Genomic DNA, 11,893 nt, shown 5'->3' on the forward strand with positions numbered 1-11,893 from the left:
CCGAACGATGCACCGATTCGGCAGGCCGGCGCTGCTGGCCGTCACCGCCCTCGCGCTCGCCGCGTGCAGCGTCGAGCAGCCCGAGAGCGCGCCGCCGGGAGACGCCGCCGCGGCCGACTGCGGCCCCGGGCGCGACTACCTGATCGGCATGTCCCAGGCGAACAACGCCGAGCCCTACCGGGAGGTGATGAACGCCGACATCGAGACGGCGGCCGAGGCCGTCGACGGCTTCGAGGTGAACGTCGCCGACGCCGCCCAGGACAACAGCAAGCAGGTGGCCGACGTCGAGAACTTCATCACCCAGCAGGTCGACCTGCTGATCATCTCCCCGAACGAGGCGGCGCCCCTGACCGCCGCCGTGGCGAAGGCGTACGACGCGGGCATCCCGGTGATCGTGCTGGACCGCAAGGTGGACGGCGACAAGTACACGGCCTTCATCGGTGCCGACAACACCGAGATCGGCCGCAAGGTCGGCGAGTACTACGCCACGACCCTGCTCCCCCAGGGCGGCAAGGTGCTGGAGATCGCCGGCCTCCCCGGCTCCACCCCGGCCGCGGAGCGCGCCGACGGCTTCCGGAAGGGCATCGCCTCCAACCCGGCGATCGAGATCGTGGCGAGCCAGCCCGCCGACTGGCTGCGGGACAAGAGCCAGGCCGTGGCGGACGCGCTGCTCAAGGCCCACCCGGACGCCAACGCGATCTACTCGCACAACGACCCGATGGCCGAGGGTGCCTACCTCGCGGCCGACGCCGCCGGCCGGGCCGGCGACCTGATCTTCACCGGCATCGACGCGCTGCCGATCCCGTCCGGCGGGATCAAGGCGGTGGAGCAGGGCCGGCTGAAGGCGACCTACGTCTACCCGACCGGCGGCCGGGAGGCGGTCGACCTGGCCAAGAAGATCCTCGTCGACTGCGCGGACGTGCCGAAGACCACCACGCTGGAGACCCAGCAGGTCACGGCCGACAACGCCGCGCAGGTCTACACGCAGCTGGGCGGACAGTCGTAACCGGTCCTTCCCGGCGCCGCCTCAGCGTTGGGGCTGCGTCTGCACCCGCGCGACGTCGGCGCCCAGGGCGCAGAGGTTCTCCACGAACCGCGGGTAGCCGCGGTCGATGTGCTCGACGTCCCACACCTCGGTCTGCCCCTCGGCGCACAGCCCGGCCAGGACGAGGCCCGCGCCCGCGCGGATGTCGCTCGCCCACACCGGGGCGCTGGACAGCCGGTCGACGCCCCGGACGACGGCGTGGTGGCCGTCCGTGCGGGCGTCGGCGCCCAGGCGCACCATCTCGTCGACGAACCGGAACCGGGCCTCGAACACGTTCTCGGTGATCATCGACGTGCCGTCGGAGACGGCGGACAGCGCGATCGCCATCGGCTGCAGGTCGGTGGCGAAGCCCGGGTAGGGCAGCGTGACGAAGTCGACGGCCCGGGGCCGGTCCTCCATCCGCACCGTGAACTCGCCGGTGCCGATCTCGGTCTCGGCGCCCGCGCTGCGCAGCTTGTCGAGGACGAGGTCGATGTGGTGCGGGTCGATGCCGCGGACGGTGACCTCGCCGCGGGTCATCGCCGCGGCGAACGCCCACGTGGCGCCGACGATCCGGTCCCCGAGCACGCGGTGCTCGGTGGGTTGCAGGCCGGGGACGCCGTGCACGGTCAGCGTGGAGCTGCCCACCCCGTCGATCTTGGCGCCCATCTGCTGCAGCATCGTGCAGACGTCGACGATCTCCGGCTCGCGCGCGGCGTTGTCGATCACCGTGGTGCCCTCGGCCAGCACCGCGGCCATCAGGATGTTCTCGGTGGCGCCGACGCTGGGGAAGTCGAGCCAGATCTGCGCCCCGCGCAGCTCCTCGGCGTGTGCGACCACGCGTCCGTGCTCGATCTCGGTGGTCGCGCCCAGCTTGCGCAGGCCCGCCTGGTGCATGTCCAGCGGGCGGGAACCGATCGCGTCCCCGCCCGGCAACGGCACGACGGCGCGGCGGCAGCGGGCGACGAGCGGCCCGAGCACGCACACCGAGGCCCGCAACCGGGACACCGACGCGTAGTCGGCCTGCGCGCCGGGGCGGGCCGGCACGTCGATCGCGACCGTGTCCTGGTCGACATCGACGGTGCAGCCGAGGCTGCGCAGCACGTCGGCCATCAGCGGGACGTCCAGGATCTCCGGGCAGTTGGTGATCGTCGTCGTGCCCTCTGCCAGCAGCGCCGCCGCCATCAGCTTCAACACGCTGTTCTTCGCCCCGACCACGTCGACGGCGCCGACGAGCCGGGCGCCACCGTTCACCGCGAAGTGCTCTGCCACGCGGGCGACGCTATCCGGTGCCGACCGCGGGGATGCGGGCGGCCACCACGGCCTCCCATCCGGCCAGCATGCAGTCCACCACCGCGTCCAGCTCGTCGCGGGTGGCTCCGTCGCGCGCCTGCAGCGAGAGGCCGTACTGCACCGACATGACGTAGGCGGCCAACGCTGCGGTGTCTGCGCCGGACGTCACGTCCCCGTCGGCCTGCCCGCGCGCGAGCCGCTCCTGCACGGCCGCCGTGGTGGCCCGGCGAAGCTCGGCGAGGAAGTCGCGGATGCCCTCGGTGCTCGGCGTGTACGTGGTGGCCGCCAGCACGATCATGCAGCCCGTGGGCCGGCCGGCCGTGGTGTAGGAGCGGACGTTCCCCCGCAGCATGGCCTCGATGCCCGCGCGTGCGGTGGGCGCCTCCCACAACGTCCGGAACGCCGGCTCGCCGTCCATGTCCTGGTAGAGCGCCACAGCCTCGCGGAAGAGCTCCTCCTTGCTCCCGAAGGCGGCGTAGAGGCTCGGCGGGCGGATGCCCATCCGGGCTGTGAGGTCGCCGATGGACGTGCCCTCGTAGCCGTGCTCCCAGAACGACTCCATGGCCAGCTGCAATGCGGCTGCGCGGTCGAACCCGCGCGGTCGTCCCCGCTCGGCCATGAGCAACCCTTCTGTAGCGACTCCTCAACATACTCTCCGCTACTTAGTAGCCATGTACTTAATAGCCATGTACTTTAAATCTCATGCGATCGGAACCGCAGGGCGCCGCTGCCGGCGCCCTCGTGTGGCGACTGGCGACGCGGTGGCGGGTCGCGGTCGACCGGGCACTGGCCCCGCTGGACCTGACCCACGCCCAGTACGTCCTGCTGGCCGCCCTGTACGGCCTGGAGCGCGCGGGACGACGGCCGAGCCAGCGCGAGCTGGCCGACGAGACCGGCCTGGAGGCGCTCTACGTCTCCAAGCTGGCGCGCACGCTCGAGGCGAAGGGACTCGTCGCCCGCCACCGCGACCCGCACGACACCCGCGCCGTCCGGCTCACCCTCACCGACCGCGGGCACGCCGGCGTGCGATCGGCCATGCGGACCGTCCAGGACCTGCTCGAACGCCTCCTCGCACCGATCGGGGGCCGGGACGGCGCACGGGCCGCGGCCCTCGTCCGCGACCTCGCCGCACTGCTCGACGCACCACTCACGCAGGAAGGAACCCCGCCATGACCGACACCCCCGTTCTCGGCTCGACCATCCACCACACGGAGACCGGGAGCGGGAGGACGTTCGTCTTCCTGCACGGCAACCCCGCCTCGTCCCACATGTGGCGCGAGGTCCTGCCCCGGGTCGGCCCCGGCCGCCTGCTCGCGCCCGACCTCATCGGGATGGGCCGGTCCGGGAAGCCCGACATCCCGTACCTGTTCGCCGACCACGCGCGCTACCTCGACGCCTGGTTCGACGCCCTCGACCTGGACGACGTCGTGCTGGTCGGCCACGACTGGGGTGGCGCGCTCGCGTGCGACTGGGCCGCCCGGCACCCGGAGCGGGTGCGCGGGCTCGCCCTTCTCGAGGCGATCGTCAAGCCGATCGACAGCGCCACTCTCACACCGCAGGCCATGGGCCGCGCCGAGCTGGTCCGCAGCCGCGGCGAGGAGCTCCTGCAGTCCGACCAGCTGATCCGGATGGCCTACACCGGCGCCGTACTCGCTCCCGTCGCCGAGGACGTGCTGGCCGAGTACCTCGCCCCGTTCCCGACCCCGCGCTCCCGCCGCCCCGTCCTGGCCTGGGCGCAGCAGATGCCGATCGACGGCGAGCCCGCCGAGCTCGTCGCCCGCATCGAGGCCTACGGCGCCTGGCTCGCGAAGAGCGGGGACGTGCCGAAGCTGCTGATGACGTTCGAGGGTTCACCCACGCTGGTGATCGGTCCCGAGACGGCCGCGTGGTGCGCGGAGAACATTTCCGGCCTCGAGGTCGTCCGGTGCGGGGAGGCCGGGCACCACGCCGCGGAGGACCGGCACGCGGAGATCGGGGACGCCATCACCGCCTGGGCCTCCCGCTGCGTTTTGTAGCGATCATTCAAAATATCCCTTGACGGGCCGCTCGCGTCGCCGCAGACTTCCTTAGCGTTCACTACAGAAAAGGAGTCGAGATGACCGACCTCACCGGCCGCGTGGCCCTCGTCACCGGCGGCAGCCGCGGCATCGGCGCGGCGATCGCGGTCCGGCTGGCCCGGGAAGGCGCCGACGTGGCTCTGACCTACCGCGAAGCGGACGACCGCGCCGCGAAGGTCGTCCGCGAGATCGAAGGGCTGGGCCGGCGCGGGCTCGCCCTCCGGGCCGACAGCGCGGATCCGGCTCAGGTGCGAGCGGCCGTCGACCGGGCCGCCGCCGAGCTCGGCCGGCTGGACGTGCTCGTCAACAACGCCGGCGTGTTCCCGTACGGCCCGTTCGAGCAGGTCGGGCCCGAGGAGCTGGACCGGACCATCGCGATCCACGTGCGCTCGGCGTTCGTGGCGGCGCAGGCGGCGTCCCCGCACCTCGGCGCAGGCGGACGGATCATCAGCATCGGCAGCAACCTCGCCGAGCGGGCCCCGCACGACGGGATCGCCCTCTACTCGATGACGAAGTCCGCGCTCACCGGCTTCAGCCGCGCGCTGGCCCGCGAGCTCGGTCCCCGGGGCATCACCGTCAACGTCGTGCACCCCGGCTCCACGGACACGGACATGAACCCGGCCGACGGGCCGTCGGCCGACGGCCAGCGCGGCCTCACCGCCCTGGGCAGCTACCAGAGCGCCGACGACGTCGCCGCCACCGTGGCGCACCTCGCCGGTCCGGGCGGGCGGACGATCACCGGCACCGCGCTGCTCGTCGACTCCGGCGCGAACGCATGACGACATAGGCTGCCCTCATGGCGGTGCACCTGACCAGGATCTACACGAAGACCGGCGACGACGGCACCACGGCGCTCGGCGACTTCAGCCGCGTGCCCAAGACCGACCCCCGGCTCGCGGCGTACGCCGACACCGACGAGTGCAACACGGCGCTCGGTGTCGCCGTCACCGTCGGCGGGCTGGCCCCGGAGCTGCTCGGCCCGCTCCGGCAGGTGCAGAACGACCTCTTCGACGTCGGCGCCGACCTGTGCGCGCCGATCGTCGAAAATCCGCAGTACCCGCCGCTGCGGGTCACCGAGGAGTACGTCACCCGGCTCGAGGGCTGGTGCGACGAGTTCAACGAGGGCCTGCCCAAGCTCGACTCGTTCGTGCTGCCGGGCGGCACCCCGGGGGCGGCCTACCTGCACGTGGCCCGCACCGTGGCGCGGCGGGCCGAGCGTTCGGTGTGGGCGCTGCTGGAGGTCGACGCCGAGCGCACCAACCCGCTCACGGCGAAGTACCTCAACCGCCTCTCCGACCTGCTCTTCATCCTCGGCCGCGTGGCCAACCCCGACGGCGACGTCCTCTGGCGTCCCGGCGGCCCGACGAGCTCCTGACCAGCAGCCGACCTGGCGCTGCAGCAGCTATTCCGGCCGGTCGAGGCCGGATACCTGCTGGAGCGCCACAAGGGCTCACGCCGTCCGTCGGCCACGGGCGAAGGCACGATGGAACCGGGCCACCACCATGCTCCGCCGCGCCGGTGTGCGCATCTCGCGCGGAACCCAGCGGACGACCTCGACGCCGTAGGTGTCCCGCAGCCAGTCCTCGCGCAGCTTCTCGGTGAACAGCGACCCCGGCTCGTCGTACTTGCCCGCCCCGTCGGCCTCGCCGACCGTGCGCTGCTCGGCGAACCACATGTCGACCGCGGGATCGCGGTCGCTCGTCCCGGTGGGGAACGGCACCTGGAGCTGCGGGCGCGGTAGCCCTGCTTCCAGCAACCACCAGCGGGAGATCGACTCGAACCAGCTCTGGGGGCCCGGCGCTGCCCGTTCGACGACGAGGCGGGCGACCCGTGACCCTGGCCGGCCGCGGCGGCGGCGCAGCTCCGCCTGAAGGCCCTCCAGGTCGGTGAGACCGCGGGTGAGCGCGGCGTCGGCGACCGCCAGAGCGCAGTCCGCAGGCATGGCGTCGCAGCAGTCGAGAACGAGCCGGGCACCGGCGAGGACGGGCACACCAGCGAGATACCGCAGATCGGCGTCGTCGTAATCGGCTAGATGCACCGTGAGCGGGGCGGCCGGACCGGAGCGCGGGCCGTTGGTGGGTGCCGGCGGGCGCCGGGTGATGCTGATCCGGGAATCCACCCGAGGCGGGAGCGGCAGCCCCAGCAGCCGGGCCGCGCTGAGGTGCGAGACGACCCCGGTGCCGGCGGTGAGACCGGTGAGCACCGCCGCGCACTGTCGGAGGTGCCCGTCGGCGCTCGGCCGCCGGGAGTCTGCGTAGACGCCCCGGCGCACCCGGCGCCACTCGCCACTGCCCAGCAGGCGTCGGATGTCGGAGTCGGTGGCGCCGAGCACATGGCACTGCCCGGCCGTGATCACACCGCCCTGCTGCTGCGCAACGCGACGCATCCGCTCGCCAAGAGCCCGCTCCTGCGGCGACAACGGTGTTCGAGTGCGGCCCACGCACCCGAGCGTGACCGATCGGCCACGTAGATCGTTCGAGTTGTCCACAGGCCACCCGAGCCGCGGCCCGCACACCTGGCGTTGCAGCAGCAATTCCGGTCGATCGAGGCCGGATACCTGCCGGAGCGCCATACCGGCGGCCACCTGAGGGTCAGGAGGCCCGGCGGTAGCCGGTGCGGCCGGGCGGGCCGGCCTCGACCCAGGAGAGGAAGCCGGTCAGGACGCCGGGGGCCATCGCGAGCTCCAGCTCGGCCTCGCGGATGCGGCAGAGCAGCACGGCCGCTCCCTGCGGGATGACGTAGGCCTCCGGGTTCACGGGCGTGCGGCGGCCGACGATCTCCAGCTCGGTGCGGTCGACGACGACGGTGGGGCCCGGCCGCAGCGACGTCAACCGGAACCAGGCCAGCTGGTCCCCGCGGTAGCGCCCCACACCGAAGTGCCATCCCGCGGTGCCGTCCTGTGCGCGGAACCGGGAAAGACGAGCGGGGCGGCGGCGCAGACAGACGTCCACGCCACCGCCCCGCATGAGGCGTACTCGCCGAAAGGCGAGGTATCCGAGACAGAGACAGGCGAGCAGCAACAGCAGACTGACGAGCAGCGCTGTCGCTCCCACCCCCGTGCCCTACTCGGAAGCGCCGGCGGCTTTCAGCCGCACATTCGCTCGTGCCGCCGCGGCGACGCCCTCCGGCTCGGAATCGTCCGCTCGCTGGAGCGCATCGCGCGCCCGCGACACGTCGATCTCGTCGGCCAGCTCGGCGTACTCCGCCAGCACCGTGACGGTGTCCGGCGTGACCGACAGGAACCCGCCGTGCACGGCCAGCGTGGTGGTCGTGCCGTCGGTGCTGTCGACGCGTACCAGCGCCGTCTCCTCCAGCTGCGCGAGCGTGGGCTCGTGACCGGGCAGCACGCCGATCTCACCCACGGTGGTGCGGGCGAAGACGAACGTGGCCTTTCCCGACCAGATCCGCCGCTCGACCGCGACCAGCTCCACCGCCATCTCAGCCACCGGGTCAGCCCTCGAGCTTCTTGCGGTTCTTGTCGAGGTCCTCGAGGCCACCGCAGAGGAAGAACGCCTGCTCGGGCACGTCGTCGAACTCGCCCTTGGCGATCTTGTCGAACGCCTCGATGGTCTCCTTGAGCGGGACCGTGGAGCCCTCCTGCCCGGTGAACTGCTGGGCGACCAGCAGGTTCTGGGAGAGGAACCGCTCGATGCGCCGCGCGCGGCCCACCAGCTGGCGGTCCTCCTCGGAGAGCTCGTCGATGCCGAGGATCGCGATGATGTCCTGCAGGTCGTTGTACTTCTGCAGGATCCGCTTGACCTCGTTGGCCACCCGGAAGTGCTCGTCACCGACGTACTGCGGGTCCAGGATCCGCGAGGTCGACGTCAGCGGGTCCACCGCCGGGTAGATCCCCTTCTGGGAGATCGGGCGGGAGAGCTCCGTGGTGGCGTCGAGGTGCGCGAACGTGGTGGCCGGCGCGGGGTCGGTGTAGTCGTCCGCGGGCACGTAGATCGCCTGCATCGAGGTGATCGAACGGCCACGGGTCGAGGTGATCCGCTCCTGCAGCTCGCCCATCTCGTCGGCCAGCGTGGGCTGGTAGCCCACCGCGGACGGCATGCGGCCGAGCAGCGTGGAGACCTCGGAGCCGGCCTGCGTGAACCGGAAGATGTTGTCGATGAAGAGCAGCACGTCCTGGTTCTGCTCGTCGCGGAAGTACTCCGCCATCGTCAGCGCCGAGAGGGCCACGCGCATACGCGTGCCGGGCGGCTCGTCCATCTGCCCGAAGACGAGCGCGGTGTCCTTGATGACGCCGGACTCGGTCATCTCCGTGATGAGGTCGTTGCCCTCGCGGGTGCGCTCACCGACGCCGGCGAACACCGAGGTGCCACCGAAGTTCTTGGCGACACGGGTGATCATCTCCTGGATGAGCACCGTCTTGCCCACGCCGGCGCCGCCGAACAGGCCGATCTTCCCGCCCTGCACGTACGGGGTGAGCAGGTCGATGACCTTGATGCCGGTCTCCAGCATCTCGGTCTTGCCCTCGAGCTGGTCGAACGCGGGGGCCCTGCGGTGGATGCTCCACAGGTCGCCCGTCGGCTGGAAGCTCGTGTCGTCGAGGCAGTCGCCCAGGGCGTTGAACACGTGCCCCTTGACCTGGTCGCCCACCGGCACCGAGATCGAGCGGCCGAGGTCGGTGACCTCCTGGCCGCGGACCAGGCCGTCGGTCGGCTGCATGGAGATCGCCCGTACCTGGTTGTCGCCCAGGTGCTGGGCGATCTCCAGGGTGAGCTTCTTGGCCAGGTCGCCGAAGGTGACCTCGACGGTGAGGGCGTTGTAGAGCGGCGGCACCTGGTTGCGCGGGAACTCCACGTCGACGACCGGGCCGGTGACCCGGACGACCCGGCCGGTCCTGGTCTGGGTGCCTGGATCAGCGGTGGCGGTCATCAGTCCTCACTTCCTGCGCTCACGAGCGCGTCGGCCCCGCCGACGATCTCGCTGATCTCCTGGGTGATCTGTGCCTGCCTGGCCTGGTTGCTCTCCAGGGTCAGGGTACGGATGAGTTCGTTGGCATTGTCGGTTGCGGCCTTCATCGCCCGCTGCCGGTTGGCCGACTCCGACGCCGCCGACTCCAGCAGCGCGGCGAACAGCCGGGCGCCGACGTACTTCGGCAGCAGCGCGTCGAAGAGGGTGTCGGCATCCGGCTCGAACTCGTAGAGGGCCTTCAGCTCACCACCGGACGACTCCCTCGAGGCGTCCGCCTCGGCGTACTCCACTTCCATGGGAGCCATCCGCCGGGCCGCAGGTGTCTGCGTGACCATGTTCTTGAACTGCGTGTACACCATGTGCAGCTCGTCGACCGACTCGACGGCCTCGGCCGGGGCGCCCGCGATCTCCGCGGCGCTGCCGGTCTCCTGGCCGCCCGCGCCCGCCATGAACGCGGCCACCAGCACCTTGGCCACCTCGGCCGCGTCGGCGTAGCTGGGCTGCTCGGAGAACCCGGTCCAGGACGCGACCACGGGGCGGCGGCGGAACCGGTAGTAGTTCACGCCCTTGCGACCGATGACGTAGAGCATCGGCTCCTTGCCCTGGTCGCGAAGCAGCGACTGCAACTGCTCGGCCTCGCGCAACACGTTGGCGTTGTACCCGCCGGCCTGACCGCGGTCGCTCGTGACCACCAGCACCGCGGCCCGGCGCGGGTTCTCCCGCTCGACCAGCAGCGGGTGGTTCAGCGCCGAGTTGGAGGCCAGCTCGGTGAGCATCGCCGTCATCTGCTCGGCGTAGGGCTTCGCAGCCTCGGCGCGAGCACGCGCCTTGGCGATGCGCGAGGTGGCGATGAGCTCCATCGCCCTGGTGATCTTCTTGATGGACTGCGTCGACCGGATCCGTCGCCGCAGCACACGGATCTGTGCCGCCATGAACTAACCGCCTAGCTTCCGGAGGGGGCCGGCTTGTTGACCTTGACGGTCTCCTGGTCGACCTCGTCCTCGTCGAGCGACTCGGCCTTCGCTTCCTTCGGCACCACGGAGGAGCCGTCGGAGGCGGTGAAGCTCTTCTTGAACTCCGCGGTGACGTCCTCGAGCCGCTGCACGTTGTCGTCGTTCAGCTTCCCGGTGTCCCGGATGTCGCCGAAGATCCCCTCGTGGTTGCGCCGCACGTTGTCGAGGAACTCCTGCTCGAACCGCCGCACGTCGCCGACCGGCACCGAGTCGAGCTTGCCGGTGGTGCCCAGCCACAGCGAGACCACCTGCTCCTCGACCGGGAACGGCGCGTACTGGGCCTGCTTGAGCAGCTCCACCAGCCGGCCACCACGGGCCAGGGCAGCCGCGGACGCGGCGTCGAGGTCGGAGCCGAACGCGGCGAACGCCTCCAGCTCGCGGAACTGCGACAGGTCCAGTCGCAGCGAGCCGGACACCTGGCGCATGGCCCGCACCTGCGCGGCACCACCCACGCGGGACACCGAGATACCGACGTTGATCGCCGGCCGGACGCCCTGGTTGAACAGGTCGGACTCCAGGAAGACCTGGCCGTCGGTGATCGAGATGACGTTGGTCGGGATGTAGGCCGACACGTCGTTCGCCTTGGTCTCGATGATCGGCAGCCCGGTCATCGAACCGCCGCCGAGCTCGTCCGACAGCTTCGCGCAGCGCTCCAGGAGCCGGGAGTGCAGGTAGAACACGTCGCCGGGGTAGGCCTCGCGGCCGGGCGGGCGGCGCAGCAGCAGCGAGATCGCCCGGTAGGCCTCGGCCTGCTTGGACAGGTCGTCGAACACGATCAGGACGTGGTTGCCCTCGTACATCCAGTGCTGGCCGAGGGCCGAACCGGTGTAGGGGGCCAGCCACTTGAACCCGGCCGGGTCGGAGGCCGGAGCAGCGACGATGGTGGTGTAGGCCAGCGCGCCGGCGTCCTCCAGGGACTGCCGGATGCCGGCGATCGTCGAGCCCTTCTGCCCGATCGCCACGTAGATGCAGCGGACCTGCTTCTTCGGGTCGCCGCTCTCCCAGTTGCCCTTCTGGTTGATGATCGTGTCGACGCAGACCGCGGTCTTGCCGGTCTTGCGGTCGCCGATCACCAGCTGGCGCTGGCCGCGGCCGATCGGGGTCATCGCGTCGATGGCCTTGATGCCGGTCTGCAGCGCCTCGGAGACGCCCTGGCGCTCCACCACCGACGCGGCCTGCAGTTCCAGCACGCGGCGGTCGGTGGACTCGACGTCGCCCAACCCGTCGATCGGGGCGCCCAGCGGGTCGATGACCCGGCCGAGGAAGTTGTCGCCCACCGGCACCGACAGGATCTCCCCGGTGCGACGGACCTGCTGGCCCTCCTCGATCCCGCTGTACGGGCCGAGGACGACCGCGCCGATCGCGCGCTGGTCGAGGTTCAGCGCGACGCCGAGCACGCCGCCGTCGAACTCGAGCAGCTCGTTGGTCATGACCGAGGGAAGGCCCTCGACGTGGGCGATGCCGTCACCGGTGTCGGCGACGGTGCCCACCTCTTCGCGGGAGGTCTCGGTCTCCAACGACGAGACGTAGCTGGAGATCGCGCTCCGGATCTCCTCCGGGGAGATCGTCAGCTCTGCCATGGC

13 protein-coding genes are annotated in these 11,893 nt (G+C 71.3%); 5 read left to right on the top strand and 8 right to left on the bottom strand.

The genetic code is table 11. From position 1 onward, the window contains the following. The first annotated feature begins 7 nt into the window (after positions 1-7). Positions 8-1,006 (top strand): substrate-binding domain-containing protein, encoded by a 999-nt coding sequence (locus tag ACU436_RS08640; protein ID WP_459023397.1) that lies wholly within the window; start codon positions 8-10, stop codon positions 1,004-1,006. A 21-nt stretch (positions 1,007-1,027) separates the two neighbouring features. Here the strand turns inward: ACU436_RS08640 and murA are convergent, their stop codons facing one another. Together murA and ACU436_RS08650 are read right to left on the bottom strand one after the other, a co-directional pair. Further along, entirely contained in the window at positions 1,028-2,296 is a 1,269-nt protein-coding gene (gene murA / locus ACU436_RS08645) for a UDP-N-acetylglucosamine 1-carboxyvinyltransferase (RefSeq protein ID WP_459023399.1), read from the bottom strand. A gap of 10 nt (positions 2,297-2,306) precedes the next feature. Continuing rightward, complete coding sequence (locus ACU436_RS08650; protein ID WP_459023401.1) at positions 2,307-2,936, bottom strand: TetR/AcrR family transcriptional regulator; 630 nt, start codon at positions 2,934-2,936, stop codon at positions 2,307-2,309. Between the two features lie 83 nt (positions 2,937-3,019). Here ACU436_RS08650 and ACU436_RS08655 point away from each other — a divergent pair, with 83 nt between their 5' ends. The 4 genes from ACU436_RS08655 (at position 3,020) to ACU436_RS08670 (ending at position 5,749) form a co-directional block, all read left to right on the top strand. Beyond that, complete coding sequence (locus tag ACU436_RS08655; protein WP_459023402.1) at positions 3,020-3,490, top strand: MarR family winged helix-turn-helix transcriptional regulator; 471 nt, start codon at positions 3,020-3,022, stop codon at positions 3,488-3,490. Further along, a complete protein-coding gene (locus ACU436_RS08660) occupies positions 3,487-4,332 on the top strand; it encodes a haloalkane dehalogenase (RefSeq protein ID WP_459023404.1) in 846 nt (281 codons plus the stop codon). The genes ACU436_RS08655 and ACU436_RS08660 overlap by 4 nt, the downstream gene beginning before the upstream one ends. 80 nt (positions 4,333-4,412) lie before the next feature. Continuing rightward, positions 4,413-5,153: an SDR family NAD(P)-dependent oxidoreductase gene (locus ACU436_RS08665; RefSeq protein ID WP_459023406.1), complete on the top strand. Its 741-nt coding sequence runs from the start codon at positions 4,413-4,415 to the stop codon at positions 5,151-5,153. Between the two features lie 17 nt (positions 5,154-5,170). After that, positions 5,171-5,749: a cob(I)yrinic acid a,c-diamide adenosyltransferase gene (locus ACU436_RS08670; protein WP_459023408.1), complete on the top strand. Its 579-nt coding sequence runs from the start codon at positions 5,171-5,173 to the stop codon at positions 5,747-5,749. Between the two features lie 75 nt (positions 5,750-5,824). On the opposite strand, the gene ACU436_RS08675 is transcribed toward ACU436_RS08670, so the two are convergent. From ACU436_RS08675 to atpA, 6 genes are all read right to left on the bottom strand, one after another. After that, a complete protein-coding gene (locus tag ACU436_RS08675; protein ID WP_459023410.1) occupies positions 5,825-6,760 on the bottom strand; it encodes a type IV toxin-antitoxin system AbiEi family antitoxin domain-containing protein in 936 nt (311 codons plus the stop codon). A gap of 205 nt (positions 6,761-6,965) precedes the next feature. After that, positions 6,966-7,427: a DUF2550 domain-containing protein gene (locus ACU436_RS08680; RefSeq protein ID WP_459023411.1), complete on the bottom strand. Its 462-nt coding sequence runs from the start codon at positions 7,425-7,427 to the stop codon at positions 6,966-6,968. A gap of 9 nt (positions 7,428-7,436) precedes the next feature. Next, positions 7,437-7,811 (bottom strand): F0F1 ATP synthase subunit epsilon, encoded by a 375-nt coding sequence (locus tag ACU436_RS08685; protein ID WP_459024306.1) that lies wholly within the window; start codon positions 7,809-7,811, stop codon positions 7,437-7,439. A 13-nt stretch (positions 7,812-7,824) separates the two neighbouring features. Next, entirely contained in the window at positions 7,825-9,258 is a 1,434-nt protein-coding gene (gene atpD / locus ACU436_RS08690; protein ID WP_459023412.1) for a F0F1 ATP synthase subunit beta, read from the bottom strand. Next, complete coding sequence (locus ACU436_RS08695; protein WP_459023414.1) at positions 9,258-10,229, bottom strand: F0F1 ATP synthase subunit gamma; 972 nt, start codon at positions 10,227-10,229, stop codon at positions 9,258-9,260. Before ACU436_RS08695 ends, atpD begins: the two co-directional genes overlap by 1 nt. Positions 10,230-10,240: 11 nt before the next feature. Further along, complete coding sequence (gene atpA, locus ACU436_RS08700) at positions 10,241-11,890, bottom strand: F0F1 ATP synthase subunit alpha (RefSeq protein ID WP_459023416.1); 1,650 nt, start codon at positions 11,888-11,890, stop codon at positions 10,241-10,243. Between the last annotated feature and the right edge of the window lie 3 nt (positions 11,891-11,893).

The organism is Pseudonocardia wallangbongensis (assembly GCF_054486945.1).